Source organism: Pseudomonas sp. BN102, from assembly GCF_029871245.1.
In the GTDB taxonomy this organism is placed as follows: Bacteria; Pseudomonadota; Gammaproteobacteria; order Pseudomonadales; family Pseudomonadaceae; genus Metapseudomonas.
The window spans coordinates 40274-54151 of the sequence record NZ_SSON01000078.1 but is presented as its reverse complement, the minus strand read 5'-3'; the positions used below and the strand labels follow the sequence as shown (position 1 = coordinate 54151).

14 protein-coding genes are annotated in these 13878 nt (G+C 66.5%); 11 read left to right on the top strand and 3 right to left on the bottom strand.

The window, feature by feature from the left end:
* Positions 1-29: 29 nt before the first annotated feature.
* The 10 genes from hisC (at position 30) to E8F12_RS26205 (ending at position 9725) form a co-directional block, all read left to right on the top strand.
* The gene (gene hisC / locus E8F12_RS26250; RefSeq protein ID WP_280328152.1) at positions 30-1142 is read left to right on the top strand and encodes a histidinol-phosphate transaminase; all 1113 of its coding nucleotides are present in this window, start codon (positions 30-32) and stop codon (positions 1140-1142) included.
* The gene (locus E8F12_RS26245) at positions 1135-3378 is read left to right on the top strand and encodes a bifunctional prephenate dehydrogenase/3-phosphoshikimate 1-carboxyvinyltransferase (protein ID WP_280328151.1); all 2244 of its coding nucleotides are present in this window, start codon (positions 1135-1137) and stop codon (positions 3376-3378) included. The genes hisC and E8F12_RS26245 overlap by 8 nt, the downstream gene beginning before the upstream one ends.
* Positions 3375-4061 (top strand): (d)CMP kinase, encoded by a 687-nt coding sequence (cmk, locus tag E8F12_RS26240; protein WP_280328150.1) that lies wholly within the window; start codon positions 3375-3377, stop codon positions 4059-4061. Before E8F12_RS26245 ends, cmk begins: the two co-directional genes overlap by 4 nt.
* Positions 4062-4611: 550 nt before the next feature.
* Positions 4612-4737, top strand: a complete 126-nt coding sequence (locus E8F12_RS26235; RefSeq protein WP_280328149.1) for a hypothetical protein — start codon at positions 4612-4614, stop codon at positions 4735-4737.
* Between the two features lie 146 nt (positions 4738-4883).
* On the top strand, positions 4884-5768 hold the full coding sequence (locus tag E8F12_RS26230; RefSeq protein WP_280328148.1) for a transporter: 885 nt from the start codon (positions 4884-4886) through the stop codon (positions 5766-5768).
* A gap of 84 nt (positions 5769-5852) precedes the next feature.
* Positions 5853-7583 carry an FAD-dependent oxidoreductase gene (locus E8F12_RS26225; RefSeq protein WP_280328147.1) on the top strand — a complete coding sequence of 577 codons (1731 nt, stop codon included), beginning with the start codon at positions 5853-5855 and terminating at the stop codon, positions 7581-7583.
* 30 nt (positions 7584-7613) lie between these two features.
* Positions 7614-7997, top strand: coding sequence for a c-type cytochrome (locus E8F12_RS26220; protein ID WP_280328146.1), 384 nt, complete (start codon positions 7614-7616; stop codon positions 7995-7997).
* A gap of 26 nt (positions 7998-8023) precedes the next feature.
* Positions 8024-8482: a nuclear transport factor 2 family protein gene (locus E8F12_RS26215; protein WP_280328145.1), complete on the top strand. Its 459-nt coding sequence runs from the start codon at positions 8024-8026 to the stop codon at positions 8480-8482.
* A gap of 68 nt (positions 8483-8550) precedes the next feature.
* A complete protein-coding gene (gene tatA, locus E8F12_RS26210) occupies positions 8551-8799 on the top strand; it encodes a twin-arginine translocase TatA/TatE family subunit (RefSeq protein WP_280328144.1) in 249 nt (82 codons plus the stop codon).
* A 128-nt stretch (positions 8800-8927) separates the two neighbouring features.
* Positions 8928-9725, top strand: a complete 798-nt coding sequence (locus E8F12_RS26205; protein WP_280328143.1) for an SDR family oxidoreductase — start codon at positions 8928-8930, stop codon at positions 9723-9725.
* A 134-nt stretch (positions 9726-9859) separates the two neighbouring features.
* On the opposite strand, the gene E8F12_RS26200 is transcribed toward E8F12_RS26205, so the two are convergent.
* Positions 9860-10204 carry a cupin domain-containing protein gene (locus tag E8F12_RS26200; protein ID WP_280328142.1) on the bottom strand — a complete coding sequence of 115 codons (345 nt, stop codon included), beginning with the start codon at positions 10202-10204 and terminating at the stop codon, positions 9860-9862.
* Between the two features lie 228 nt (positions 10205-10432).
* Between E8F12_RS26200 and E8F12_RS26195 the strand changes: the two genes are divergently transcribed.
* Positions 10433-11128 carry a lipopolysaccharide kinase InaA family protein gene (locus E8F12_RS26195; protein ID WP_280328141.1) on the top strand — a complete coding sequence of 232 codons (696 nt, stop codon included), beginning with the start codon at positions 10433-10435 and terminating at the stop codon, positions 11126-11128.
* A gap of 57 nt (positions 11129-11185) precedes the next feature.
* On the opposite strand, the gene E8F12_RS26190 is transcribed toward E8F12_RS26195, so the two are convergent.
* Both E8F12_RS26190 and gltS read right to left on the bottom strand, forming a co-directional pair.
* Positions 11186-12679 (bottom strand): TAXI family TRAP transporter solute-binding subunit, encoded by a 1494-nt coding sequence (locus E8F12_RS26190; protein WP_280328140.1) that lies wholly within the window; start codon positions 12677-12679, stop codon positions 11186-11188.
* Positions 12680-12681: 2 nt separating this feature from the next.
* Complete coding sequence (gene gltS, locus E8F12_RS26185; RefSeq protein WP_280328139.1) at positions 12682-13875, bottom strand: sodium/glutamate symporter; 1194 nt, start codon at positions 13873-13875, stop codon at positions 12682-12684.
* Between the last annotated feature and the right edge of the window lie 3 nt (positions 13876-13878).

The window sequence follows — 13878 nt, the reverse complement described above, 5'->3', positions numbered from 1 at the left end:
CGCGACCACAGGAACCAAGAGCATTGCTTATGAGCTGTGACTTCCTCGCCCTTGCCCAGCCGGGCGTGCAGAAACTTTCGCCCTACGTGCCCGGCAAGCCGGTGGATGAACTGGCCCGCGAGCTGGACCTCGATCCTGCCGGCATCGTCAAACTCGCCAGCAACGAAAACCCGCTGGGTCCGAGCCCCAAAGCGCTGGAGGCGATTCGCAACGAACTGTCCGAGCTGACCCGCTACCCGGATGGCAACGGCTTCGAACTCAAGCGCCGCCTGGCCGAGCGCTGCGGCGTGACCCCGGCCCAGGTCACCCTGGGCAACGGCTCCAACGACATCCTCGACCTGGTCGCCCGCGCCTACCTGGCACCGGGCCTGAACGCCGTGTTCAGCCAGCACGCCTTCGCCGTCTATCCCATTGCCACCCAGGCCGTGGGCGCCACCGGCAAGGTGGTTCCGGCCAAGGACTACGGTCATGACCTGCCGGCCATGCTGGCGGCCATCGATGCCGATACCCGCGTGGTGTTCATCGCCAACCCGAACAACCCCACCGGCACCTGGTTCGGTCCGCAAGCCCTGGAGGATTTCCTCGCCAAGGTTCCGGAGAACGTCCTGGTGGTGCTGGACGAGGCCTACATCGAGTACGCCGAGGGCGATGAACTGCCAGACGGGCTCGACTACCTGGCCCGTTACCCGAACCTGCTGGTTTCACGCACCTTCTCCAAGGCCTATGGCCTGGCCGCGCTGCGGGTCGGCTACGGCCTGTCCAGCGCCCAGGTGGCGGATGTACTGAACCGCGTGCGCCAGCCTTTCAACGTCAACAGCCTGGCCCTGGCGGCCGCCTGTGCGGCGTTGGAGGATGCCGACTACCTGGCCGAGAGCCGTCGCGTCAACGATGCTGGCATGGCCCAGCTGGAAGCCGGTTGCCGCGCCCTGGACCTCGGCTGGATTCCCTCCAAGGGCAACTTCATCGCCGTCGACTTCGGCCGCGATGCCGCGCCGATCAACCAGGCCATGCTGCAAGAAGGCGTGATCTTGCGCCCCGTGGCCGGCTACGGCATGCCTACTTTCCTGCGCATCTCCATCGGCCTGCCCGAAGAGAACGCCCGCTGCCTGGAGGCCCTGGCCAAGGTGCTCGGCCGTGGCTGATGTCATGTCCGTGCAACAGGGCGCGCCTATCTTCGGGCGCCTGGTGGTGATCGGCCTCGGCCTGATCGGCGGCTCCTTTGCCAAGGGGCTGCGCGAGAAGGGGCTGTTCGCCGAAGTGGTGGGTGTCGACAAGGACCAGGAGTCCTGCCGCATCGCTGTGGAAACCGGCGTGGTCGACCGTTGCGAGGCCGACCTCGCCGCTGCCTGTCGCGGTGCCGATGTGATCCAGCTGGCGGTGCCTATCCTGGCGATGGAAAAACTCCTGGCCGAGTTGGCCCGCCTGGAACTGGGCAACGCGATACTGACCGACGTCGGCAGCGCCAAGGGCAATGTGGTGCGCGCTGCGAGCCGGGTCTTCGATGGCATGCCGGCGCTCTTCGTGCCCGGTCATCCCATCGCCGGCTCGGAGAAGAGCGGAGTGGAGGCGGCCAACGCCAGCCTGTTCCGCCGTCACAAGGTGATACTCACGCCGCTGGAGAACACCGACAGAAACGCCCTGCAGCACGTCGACCAGCTCTGGCGCGCCCTGGGTGCAGATGTAGAACACATGGAAGTCGAGCACCATGACGAGGTGCTCGCCGCGACCAGCCACCTGCCGCACCTGCTGGCATTCGGCCTGGTCGACTCGCTGGCCAAGCGCAGCGAGAACCTGGAGATTTTCCGTTACGCCGCTGGCGGCTTCCGCGATTTCACGCGGATCGCCGGCAGCGACCCGGTGATGTGGCATGACATCTTCCTCGCCAACCGCGAGGCGGTGCTGCGCATCCTGGACGCTTTTCGCGCCGACCTCGACGCCCTGCGCGGCGCGGTCGACGCAGGGGATGGGCATGAATTGCTGGGCGTGTTCACCCGCGCCCGCTTCGCCCGCGAGCATTTCAGCAAAATCCTGGCCCGTAGGGCCTATGTGGACGCCATGCACAACAACGACCTGATTTACCTGGCGCAGCCGGGTGGCCAACTTGCCGGGCGCATCCGCGTGCCGGGCGACAAGTCCATTTCCCACCGTTCGATCATGCTCGGCTCCCTGGCCGAAGGCACCACTGAGGTCGAAGGCTTCCTCGAAGGCGAGGACGCCCTGGCGACCCTGCAGTCCTTCCGCGACATGGGCGTGGTCATCGAGGGGCCGCACCACGGCCGCGTGACCATCCACGGCGTCGGCCTGCACGGCCTGAAGCCACCGCCCGGCCCGCTCTACCTGGGCAACTCCGGCACCTCCATGCGCCTGCTCAGCGGCCTCTTGGCGGCCCAGCACTTCGACACCACCCTGACCGGTGACGCTTCGCTGTCCAAACGCCCGATGAACCGCGTGGCCAAGCCGCTGCGCGAAATGGGCGCGGTCATCGAAACCGGCGCCGAAGGCCGTCCGCCGCTCACCATCCGCGGTGGCCAGCGCCTCAGCGGCATGAGCTACGAAATGCCGATGGCCAGCGCCCAGGTGAAATCCTGCCTGCTGCTCGCCGGCCTCTACGCCGCCGGCGAAACCTCGGTAAGCGAGCCGGCACCGACCCGCGACCACACCGAGCGCATGCTGCAAGGCTTCGGCTACCCGGTGAAGGTGGACGGCAACACCGCCACTGTCGAGAGCGGCCACAAGCTCAGCGCCTGCCGTATCGAAGTGCCGGCGGATATCTCCTCGGCCGCTTTCTTCCTGGTGGCCGGCAGCATCGCCCAAGGCTCCGAGCTGCTGCTGGAGCACGTCGGCATCAACCCGACCCGTACCGGCGTGATCGACATCCTGCGCCTGATGGGCGGCGACATCACCCTGGAGAACGTCCGTGAAGTGGGCGGCGAACCGGTGGCGGACATCCGTGTGCGTTCGGCCAAGCTGAAGGGTATCGACATCCCCGAGGACCTGGTGCCGCTGGCCATCGACGAATTCCCCGTGCTCTTCGTCGCTGCCGCCTGTGCCGAAGGCCGCACCGTGCTGCGCGGCGCCGAGGAATTGCGGGTGAAGGAGTCCGACCGCATCCAGGTCATGGCCGACGGCCTGCAGGCCCTGGGCGTGAAGGCCGAACCGACTCCGGACGGCATCGTCATCGAAGGCGGCCCCATGGGTGGCGGCGAAGTCTGGAGCCATGGCGACCATCGCATCGCCATGTCCTTCAGCGTCGCGTCCCTGCGCGCCAGCGCGCCGATCCGCATCCATGACTGTGCCAACGTCGCTACCTCCTTCCCGAACTTCCTCGGCCTCGCGGCCCAGGTCGGCATCCGCGTTGCGGAAGAGGGCAAGGCATGAGCGCCATCGTGCCCGTGATCGCCATCGACGGACCCAGCGGCTCCGGCAAGGGCACAGTCGCCGGCCTGCTGGCCAAGCGCCTGGGCTGGCGCCTGCTGGACTCCGGTGCGCTGTACCGCCTGCTGGCCTTCGCCGCGCGCAACCACGGCGTCGACCTGACCAACGAGGAATCCCTCAAGGTCCTGGCGGCGCATCTGGACGTGCAGTTCAACGCCAAGGCCGGTGGTGGCCAGCGCATCATCCTGGAAGGCGAGGACGTCACCGACGTGATTCGCTCCGAACAGGTGGGCGCCGGCGCCTCCCAGGTCGCCGCGCTGCCGGTGGTGCGTGAAGCCCTGCTGCAACGCCAGCGCGCCTTCCTCGAAGCCCCCGGCCTGGTCGCCGATGGCCGCGACATGGGCACCGTTGTCTTCCCCCAGGCGCAGTTGAAGATCTTCCTCACTGCCAGCGCCGAGGAGCGCGCCCGCCGTCGCTACCTGCAGCTCAAGGGCAAGGGCATGGAAGCCGACCAAGCCTCCCTGCTGCTGGAAATCCAGGAGCGCGACGAGCGCGACAGCCAGCGCTCGGTGGCGCCACTCAAACCGGCCGAAGACGCACTGATCCTGGATTCCACCAGCCTCAGCATCGAAGAAGTGCAGGACAAGATCCTCGAAGCCTTCGCCGCCCTCGGCCTGGACGACTGATCCAGCGCCGCAACTGAAAACGCCGCAGTCTCATGACTGCGGCGTTTTTCTTTGTGCCGCAAGAATAGGTTGGGCAGAGCCCCGCCAAGCCCAACTATGTTGGAGGCGTTGCCGGGCGATCTGTGCCTGGCGCCGGAATGCGCGACGGGCGCGAGAATCATTGGGTTCCCGACCTGGCTGATCGATTGATTGAAGTCGCTCCCACAAGACCAGGTTGCAGCCCCACGGGTGCTGGATTTGGGAATCCGGGCGATTATCGGCCGTCACGCACGCGTTCCCATTCCCTCCTTGCCACCGCCTCATTGCACAGAAGCCCCGTCCCTGCTGGCCGCGCGCCCCGAGCCTGGCAGCGATACCTGATTGTTCTCGACTCGCGAACACTCATATCGGCAAAAGCGGCATTGTTGCCGATGAGGGCGTTTTGTAGCGTGCCCCAGCCGCACGAGCCGATCCGCCCCACGCATCGGCTCCGACAGGGCAAGCGGGCTGCCTTCCTCCGCATGTCACTGCCGACGGCCACAGGCGAACGAATAACAACAAGGTCAATGCCATGCGTCCTCACTCACCTCGCTCCCGTTCGATTCTGCACGACTCCCGCTCCAGCGCGCCTGCCCTGCGAACCCTGGTCGGCATCCACCTGCACCACCGCCTGACCGTGCGCGAAAGCGGCGCCTGACGCCGGTCCCGCACCGCACCGCAACCGATTGCAGATGCCCCATTGCTCGGCCCGCGAGGTCGCGCAAACGGGAGCGCTTCGTCCCGAAAACAAGAACAACAGCAGGAATGTCCTGAATGCGCTTAGTAAACAGCAGGGCCCCTTCGATGGCACTGAGCACTTTGATGCTGGGTGCCAGCCTCCTTCCGCACCCGCAAGCCCAGGCCTCGGGGATCCCCTTTGCGGGCAACCGGCCGCAGAGCTTCCAGTTCAGCTCGGACTTCACCGAGCCCTATGACTCCTTCGGCCAGTACGTCCAGTGGAACGACGACAGCGAGCGCTTCGACGACGACGGCGACAAGGTCAAGGGCAGCGGCACCGACACCTACGTCGGCCTGTCCTCGTTGCTGCATTACTGGAAGGTCGACGGCCTGCCGAACAACGGCTTCATCGCCAGCATCACCGTGCCGGAAGTGGCGGTGCGGGGCAACGGCGTGCGCGTCAGCGGCCTGGGCGATCCCCTGGTCGGCGGCCTCGTCTGGTACAACCCCACGCCACTGCGCACCCTGGGCGCACAGGCTTACGTGCAGCTGCCGGTTGGCGCCGACTCGGTCAGCAGCGATACCTATTCCCTCTGGCCGTCGCTCTTCTACAACGAGTGGTTCGGGCGAGTGAACGTCGACCTGCTGGTGGGCGGCATCCTCCGTGGCGATGGCCCCCATGGCACCGAGCCGGGCGATACCTTCCACGCCAACCTGCGCCTTGGCTACAACGTGCTCGACCGGCCCACCTACCAGATGACGCCGTTCCTCAGCTACGACCACCAGAAGACCCGGGAGTCCGACGATCGCTGGGGCGACGTCATCCCCAGCTCCGAATCCAACGAGACCGCCCTGGGTGCCGGCGTGCTGTTCCAGCTCAAGCCGGGCATCCAGAGCCTGTATGCGCAGAAGATGTGGGACCAGGTCTCGCTGCATTACTCCAAGGGCGTGCATGGCCGTAACACCACCGTGACCGACGGGGTGTTCCTGCAGCTCTGGCACTACTGGTAACCCGCCCGGCGCCTCGCCTTTTCCCATTTCCCGACGCGCCCCGGCATACCGCCAGGGGCCTTCATCGCACCTGGAGAGTCGACCATGAACGACGAACAACAGAAACTCGCCACCTCCCGACGCAACTTCATCAAGGCCGCCGGCGCCGGCACCGCGGCCATGGCCCTTGGCGGGCTGGCGGTCGGCAAGGCCAGCGCGGAAGGCGAGCCATTCGACAGCGAACACGACATCGTGGTCTGCGGCGGGGGAGGGGGCGGCCTGCCTGCCGCCCTGTTCGCCCGCTGGCTGGGCAACGATGTGGTCATCCTGGAAAAGGCCGCGAGCCCAGGCGGCACCGCTGCCAAGGCCGCGTTCTGGTACTGGGTGCCGAACAACAAGGCCATGCGCGATGCCGGCATGAGCGACCCCAAGCCCGACTTCCTGCGTTATGTCGCCCGTCTCACCCGGCCGCAGTCCTATGACCCTGCGCTGCTGAGACTGGGCTTGAGCGAATGGGAATACGAGATGTGCGAGGCCATCTACGACAGCGCCGCGCCCGCGGCGGACCTGCTGGCCGAGAAGGATGCGCTGCCCTACCGTCATTGCGCCGACGTGCCGGACTACTGGTGCGAGCTGCCCGAGGACAAGGCCTCCAAGGGCCGCGTGCTGGTGCCCCGGGATGCGCGCCCGAGCATGTCCGACGGCGGCCGCGTGGCGATCCGCACCCTGACCGCAGCGGCCCGCCGCGACGGCGTGGTGATTCGCACCGGCCACCGGGTGGCGAAGGTGATCACCAACGACCAGGGCGCCGCCATCGGTGTCGAGGTGGAAACCGAGGAGGGCACTCGTCTGCGGGTGCGCGCCCGCAAGGCGGTGATCTTCGCCAGCGGCGGCTTCACCCACGACCCGGAGCTGCGTCGCAACTTCCTCAATGCCCCGGTCTATGGTGGCTGCGCGGCCCTGACCAACGAGGGTGACTTCATCCGCATCGCCAGCGAACTCGGTGTGCAGCTGCGCAACATGAACTACGCCTGGTCCTGCCCGATCCTGCTGGAGAAGGCCGTGGCCAGGGACGGGTCCATGTCCGGGATCTTCACCATGACCGGCGACTCCATGCTGATGGTGAACAAGTACGGCAAGCGCGTGGTGAACGAGAAGACCGTCTACAACGAGTTGGTGCCCACCTTCTTCCAGTGGGATGGCAGCAGGGCCGAGTACCCCAACCTGGTGATGATTTCCATCTGGGACCAGCGCGCCCAGACCTACTGCGCCAGCGACGAGTACGGCTCGCCCATCGTCCCGGCGGGCGCCAACGACCGCCATGTGATCAAGGGCGACACCCTAGAAGCCCTGGCCAAGGCCATCGAAGAGCGTCTGGAGAAATACCGTTCCGAGACCGGCGGGCTGACGCTCGCTGCTGACTTCCTCGACAACCTGAAGGGCAGCGTCGCGCGCTTCAACGCTCTGGCGAAGGCCGGCAAGGACAGCGACTTCCAACGCGGTGAGCTGACCGTCGAAAAGCTCTTCAATGGCAGCGTGAAGCCGGGCGAGAACTCCGCCAACCCCACCTTGCACCCTTTGGCGGGGGAGGGGCCGTACTACGCGGCGCTGATCACCGGCGGCAACCTTGATACCAAGGGCGGTCCGAAAACCAACTCCCACGGCCAGGTGCTGGACAACGCCAACCAACCCATCCCGGGGCTCTACGGTGTCGGCAACTGCGTCGCCTCGGCATCCGGCCGCGCTTACTGGGCCGGCGGCGCAACCCTCGGCCCGATCCTGGCCTTCGCCTACCGTGCGGCGAACAAGGCCCATCTCGAATCCAAGAAGGCCTGACCCGGCCGCCGTATCCGCGAGGCAATCACGATGCGCAATCCCTTCAAACGCGAGCTGGCCCTGGGCCTCCTGTTCCTTGGCGCCGCCGGCGCGGCCCAGGCCGACGACCTGGCCCTGGCCGAAAAGCTGACCAGCAACCACTGCGCGGTCTGCCACACCTTCAAGCAGGGAGAGCCCCACGGCCAGGGTCCGAACCTGTACGGCCTGATCGGCCGCAAGGCGGGCGGCGCGGCCGGTTTCACTTACTCCGAGGGCTTCCGCCAGGCCATGGCAGACAAGACCTGGGACAACCAGCTGCTCGATGCCTGGCTGACCGACACCCAGACCGTGGCGCCGGGCAACGCCATGACCTACTTCCAGGATGACCCGGCCAAGCGCGCCCGGATTATCCAGTACGTCCAGTCCCTACACTGATCCATTTTCGCGAACCGGAGACTCCCATGCTGAGCACACAGACCATGACCGACGAGCAGCGCAAGTCGGTGGCGCTGGAATACCTGAAAGCCTTCGACAACGGCGGTATCACCTCCACGGGTGGCAGCATCCTCGACCTCTTCGCCGAAGACGCCCAGGTGCTGTTTCCCAAGTGGGGCCTGGCCACCGGCCGCGAGCAGATCGGCAAGATGTTCGGCGACCTCGGTAGCCGCCTCAAGTCGATCACCCATGACTACTCGCACTTCAACTGGATCTTCTCAGGCAGCGACCTGGTGGTCTGCGAGGGCACCAGTCACGGCGAGCATGTCGACGGCCCCTGGCGCGCCGGCGTACCCGGCTGGGGTGCGGGCCATTGGTGCGACGTGTTCGAGATCCGCGACTGGAAGATCCAGCGCTGCTTCATCTACCTCGACCCGGACTACGGCGGCCGCGATTCCGCGCGCTATCCCTGGCTGAACCAATGATGCGGCGGGCGGGTTTCCACACCGGTGCCCGCCCAGCATTTCCCTGAATTCCCGCGAGGAGCGAGCCCATGGGCATCACCGACTGGAAGCACTGGCTGGTCATCATCGTCGTCGCCGTACTGCTGTTCGGCACCAAACGCCTCAAGACCCTCGGCCCCGATCTGGGCGAGGCCATCAAGGGCTTTCGCCGGGCGATGAGCCCGGAGGCGGCGGACTCCCCGTCCGCCATCGCGGAGCCGTCGCCAACCCTCGCCCAGCCGGGGCCGCCTGCGGTCGCACGCGCCGCTGAGGTTCCCGCTTCGTCACAAGGCGGCTGAAGGGCATCCGGAACCTTTCAGGTTCTTGGAACGACGAGTGGTGGATGAGAGATATTGCGCTTGTAATATTACGAGTGTAATTTAAGTTCCTCACTCGAATCCCCGAGTCATTGCCTGGAGACAGAACCATGAGCGAACAGAAGCACCAAGGCGTTGCCCTGATCACCGGCGCGTCCACCGGCATCGGTGCCACCTATGCCAGGCGCCTGGCCGAGCGGGGCTACGACCTGTTGCTGGTCGCCCGTGATCAGGCCCGCCTGGAAGCCCTGGCGGCAGAGCTGCGCGAGCAGGCCGGGGTGAAGGTGGAGGTGATGAAGGCCGACCTGACCGACAGGGCCGACCTGAATCGCGTGGCGCAACGGTTGCGCAGTGATGCAGCCATCAGCCTGCTGGTGAACAACGCCGGCGTGGCCATCAGCGGCAGCCTGCTGGATACCGACCTGGACCGCTTCGACGCGATGATCCAGCTCAACGTGGTGGCCGTGACCCACCTGGCTGCCGCCGCGGCCGCGAATTTCGTCGCCCAGGGGCGTGGCACACTGATCAACATCGCCTCGGTGCTGGCCCTGGCGCCGGAAATGTTCAATGGCACCTACAGCGGCACCAAGGCCTACGTGCTCAACCTCAGCCAGTCGCTGAACCAGGAAGTGCGGGACAAGGGCGTGCGCGTCCAGGTGGTGCTGCCAGGGGCGACCCGTACCGAGATCTGGGAGCGCTCGGGCACCGGTATCGACAACATTCCCCAGGAAATCCTCATGGACGTGGACGAGATGGTCGATGCGGCGCTGGCTGGCCTGGACCAGGGCGAGCTGGTGACCATCCCCTCGCTGCCGGAGCAGGCTGACTGGGAGCGCTTCACCGCCGCGCGCTTCCAGATGGCGCCGAACCTGTCGCTGTCGAAGGCCGCCGCACGCTACAAGGCCTGATCGGCAGACGAAGAAAAGGCCGGGCAAATGCCCGGCCTTCTGTTTGCGGCGTCGCAGCCTCGTAGGGTGGGCTTCAGCCCACGCTGGCCCACGATGGTGGGCTGAAGCCCACCCTACGGAATTCGAGAGCGGAGTCAGGCGAAGACGAAGTACTTGCGCACCGTTTCCACCACTTCCCAGGTGCCCTTCATGCCGGGTTCGATCACGAACACGTCACCGGCCTTCAGGTGCAGCGGCTGCTCGCCTTCCGGGGTGATGATGCAATAGCCGTCGAGGAAGTGGCAGTACTCCCACTTCTCGTAGTTCACCTCGAACTTGCCCGGGGTGCAGATCCAGGTGCCCATGATCTTGCTGCCATCCTTGGAGAGGTAGGCATTGAGGTTCACGGTGTGCGGATCGCCGCCGATGCGTTTCCACTTGGTGGCATCCAGGACCGGAGTGGGGCAGGTTTCGCGCAGAACGGTGATGAAATCAGACATGTCAGCTCCAATCGATCTGATGAAAGGTCCGTCACCATAGGTCCAATGCCGTACCGGGAGTTGTCTGGATTCGACCCCCAGGTGCCTGTAAACGCGCCGGCAAAAGGTGCAAAAGGGCGCTAAGTTGAATTCCAGGGGGTCAGGTTCCCGGCCTCAGGCGGCGGCCCGCGAAGGGTTGCCTTGGCAGTAACCCTGCGGGGCGGTCGTGCTCCGCGAGGAGGTGCTCCGATGAACACCCAGTGGTTCAGGCACGACAGCGCCACCGAGGACGCCAACTTCGACAAGTGGTGGGACACCTACGGCGAGTGGTTCGAGTCCCAGGATCAGCTCTACAGCGGGGAAAGCGGCATCCAGCGGCTGCACACGCCGGATGGCCAGTTGCTCTACAGCAAGCGCCAGATCAATCATTTCCACCGCTCCATGGTCCATCCCTTCGGCCAGCCGACCATCCTCCACGAGCTGCAGGCGCTGCAGGCTCTGGCGCGGCTGGGCATCCGCGTACCCAAGGTGGTGTTCAGCGCGGCGCGCAAGACCGAGACCGAATGGCAGGCCCTGCTCATCACCGAAAGCCTGGACGGCTTCCGCAGCCTCGAAGAGTGGTATGCCGAACCGGTGCCGGCGGAGCTCAACCAGCAGTTGCTCCAGCAATTGGCCAACACCGTGGGACGCATGCACCTCGGCGGCTGGGAGCATGGCCGCCTGTACCCGAAGAACATCTTCGTCAAGGTAACGGGCGGGCGGGAAAAGAAGGTGGAGATCGCCTTGCTCGGCCTGGCCAAGAGCTGTCACCGGTTGACCAGCTACAGCGCCGCCAAGCATGACTACGAGCAGTTCAAGCAGCTGCACAAGCCGATGCCGGAAGAGGACTGGCATGCCTTCGCCGCGGCCTACCGGGATGTCATGGAAAGCGGCTATGTGCCCTGACTTCGGCCGACGATCGATCTCGGCGGTGGGCTGAAGCGGATCGCCGCCCGGCCTACCCTACGGGGTGGGCTCTTGCGGCTGGCCCAGGGTGCGCAGTGCGCCTTCGTGCAGGGGAATGGCCAGGCCGCGCCGGGCGTTGGCCGGTGACAGTTGCTCGCCCTGGATGCTGCCGGCGGCCAACCAGTCGTTGTCCGGAGCGAACAGCTGGCGCACCAGCTGGTCGACCTCGCCCGCGCTGAGTTTTTCGTCGCAGAGCAGCAGGGCGCTCACGGCCAGGGTGGGCACGGGCGCTGTCTGGTTGGGGTAGGTCCCGGCCGCCACCTGGGTGGCGAAAGTACCGGGGCGGCTAGCTTCCAGTTGGCGTATGGCGGATTCCTCCAGGGGCAGCAGGCGCAGCTGCATGGCCTCGCTGGCGGCGCGGATGCTGTCGGCGGGGGCTCCGATTACCTGCAGGGTGGCGTCCAACCGACTATCGCGAATGGCGGTCAGGGCCTGCTGCAGATCCAGGCTGGCGGCTTCGGCCAGGTCCTCGGGCCTGATGCCGTGGGCTGCCAGCACGGCCAGGGCGGTATCCCGCGAGGCGGAGCCCGGCTGGCCAAGGTTGACCCGCTTGCCGCGCAGGCCGGCCAGGTCGCGCACCGGGCTGTCTCCGCGAACCAGCACGTGCACCGGTTCCGGATAGAGGCTGGCCAGGGCGCGCAGGCTGGAGTAGGGGCCGGTCTCGGCAAAGGGGCCGCTGCCGTTGACCGCCAGCTGCGCCATGTCGCTCTGGGACAGGGCCAGCACTACGTCGCCCCGGCGCAGCATGCGCAGGTTGTCCAGGCCGCCCTCGGTATTCAGAGGCATCAGTTGCAGGCCTTTGGGGTGCAGCAGGCTGGTCATGGCCTGGGCCAGGCGCGCGTATTGTCCGGCAGCGGGTCCACCGGCCAGGGGGAAGCCCTTCTGCAGGCGGCTCAGCCGGCCCTGGATATTGCTCACTGCACGGCTCACCTCGTCGGAGATGATGGCCCGCTCCTTCACCCCGGTGCCGCCGGGCGAGAGGTTGAGCGCTGTGCTCATGGCCGCCACCAGTTGCTCGCGGGTCTGGCCCACGCCCGGCTCGATGGTTTCGGGTGCCGGCGGGGCTTTGAAGCCCTGGGGCACCACCGCCTGCCAGCCACCCTCCACCTGGCGGTAGATCAGGCTGCCGTGGGCGAGCAGCAGGTCGCCCTGTTTGTTGCCGCCGCTGCGGATTCCGGACAGGCCGCGCGGGCCCGCGCCCAGGGCGCTGATCAGGCTGGCGACGCCGGGGGAATCCCAGGAGCCGAAGTCCTGGTCGCGTTCGACTTCGAGGGTGCTATCGAAGTAGATCACCAGGCGCTTTTCGCCGGGCGGGGCATTGACGTCGCTGGCCGATCCACGCCGGTCCAGCTGTGCAAGGCCGAGCACATTGGCGCCGAAGGCCTGTTGCAGGCGTTGCTGCACTTCGGTTTCCAGGGTCGCCTGGTCGGGGCCTTTGGAGCAGGCCGCCAGCGTCAGTGCCAGCAGGCCGAGCATCAGGGCACGGAACATGGTCAACCTCCCATTCCCGGCAACGCCAGGAAGCCGGTGAGCACCAGCGCGTTGAGCAGGTCGATGAGGAAGGCGCCTACCAGCGGCGCGACGATGAAGGCCTCCGGCGCCGGCCCGTACTTGTGGGCGATGGCCTGCATATTGGCGATGGCGGTGGCCGTGGCGCCGATGGCGAAGCCGCAGAAGGCCGCCGAGAGCACCGCGCTTTCGTAATCCCGGCCGGTATAGCGGTAAACCGCCCAGGCGCCGTAGACCATGGCCAGCGCCGACTGCGCGACCAGCATCAGCAGCAGCGGGCCGGCCACGCTGGCGACGTGGCCGAGGTTGAGCGCCATCATGGTGATCACCAGGAACAGCGAGAGGGTCACCGAGGCCAGCAGGTCGATGGAGCCGTCGTTCAGCCGCACGCCGACCAGGGGCAGGAGGTTGCGAATCGCGACACCCAGCAGCAGGCACCAGAGGAAACTCGGCAGGGTGACTGCGCCCTCGCCGAACAGCCCGGCCAGCACCTGTCCGGCCACCAGAGCCGCCAGGGTGGCCGCCAGCACGGTGAGGAAGTTGCCGGCAGTGGCGGGCGTGGTGGTGTCGTCGCCGGCAATCTCATGGTGCCCGGCGTGGGCGGCGTTTCCGGCCAGCTTGTGGCGCTTGATCAGCCATTGGGCCAGCGGGCCGCCGATGATCCCACCAGCCACCAGGCCGAGGGTGGCGCCGGTCATCGACAGTTCCATGATCGATTGCAGGTTGTTCACTTCGGCGAAGCGCTCGGCATAGGCGGCGCCGGTGCCGTGGCCGCCGACCAGGGTAATGGTGCCGCCCACCAGCCCCATAAGCGGGTGCATGTCCAGGCCCCAGGCGACCAGGATGCCGAGGATGTTCTGCAGGAAGAGGAAGGGAATCAGGGCGATGACGAATAGAGCCAGGCGCTTGCCGCCGTGCTTGAGCATCGCCAGATCCGCCGACAGCCCCACGGCGGAGAAGAAGGCCAGGAGCAGGGCCGGCTTCATGGTGGTGTCGAATTCCACGCTGAAGTCGCTCACCGCGCCGGCCAGGGCCAGGCCGATGGAGACCACCAGGCCGCCGGTGATCGGCTCCGGGATGTTGTAGCGAGACAGCACGGGAATCAGGCGATTGACCAGACGCCCCAGGAGCAATGCCAGGGCGGCCACGAGAAGGGTTTCCAGGGGTTGCAGCGTCACGTC

Bases quoted from the DNA above. Each gene is read 5' to 3' on its own strand.
- hisC (WP_280328152.1), top strand. From the start codon at position 30: ATGAGCTGTGACTTCCTCGCCCTTGCCCAGCCGGGCGTGCAGAAACTT.
- cmk (WP_280328150.1), top strand. From the start codon at position 3,375: ATGAGCGCCATCGTGCCCGTGATCGCCATCGACGGACCCAGCGGCTCC.
- E8F12_RS26235 (WP_280328149.1), top strand. From the start codon at position 4,612: ATGCGTCCTCACTCACCTCGCTCCCGTTCGATTCTGCACGACTCCCGC.
- E8F12_RS26230 (WP_280328148.1), top strand. From the start codon at position 4,884: ATGGCACTGAGCACTTTGATGCTGGGTGCCAGCCTCCTTCCGCACCCG.
- E8F12_RS26225 (WP_280328147.1), top strand. From the start codon at position 5,853: ATGAACGACGAACAACAGAAACTCGCCACCTCCCGACGCAACTTCATC.
- E8F12_RS26220 (WP_280328146.1), top strand. From the start codon at position 7,614: ATGCGCAATCCCTTCAAACGCGAGCTGGCCCTGGGCCTCCTGTTCCTT.
- E8F12_RS26215 (WP_280328145.1), top strand. From the start codon at position 8,024: ATGCTGAGCACACAGACCATGACCGACGAGCAGCGCAAGTCGGTGGCG.
- tatA (WP_280328144.1), top strand. From the start codon at position 8,551: ATGGGCATCACCGACTGGAAGCACTGGCTGGTCATCATCGTCGTCGCC.
- E8F12_RS26205 (WP_280328143.1), top strand. From the start codon at position 8,928: ATGAGCGAACAGAAGCACCAAGGCGTTGCCCTGATCACCGGCGCGTCC.
- E8F12_RS26200 (WP_280328142.1), bottom strand. From the start codon at position 10,204: ATGTCTGATTTCATCACCGTTCTGCGCGAAACCTGCCCCACTCCGGTC.
- E8F12_RS26195 (WP_280328141.1), top strand. From the start codon at position 10,433: ATGAACACCCAGTGGTTCAGGCACGACAGCGCCACCGAGGACGCCAAC.
- E8F12_RS26190 (WP_280328140.1), bottom strand. From the start codon at position 12,679: ATGTTCCGTGCCCTGATGCTCGGCCTGCTGGCACTGACGCTGGCGGCC.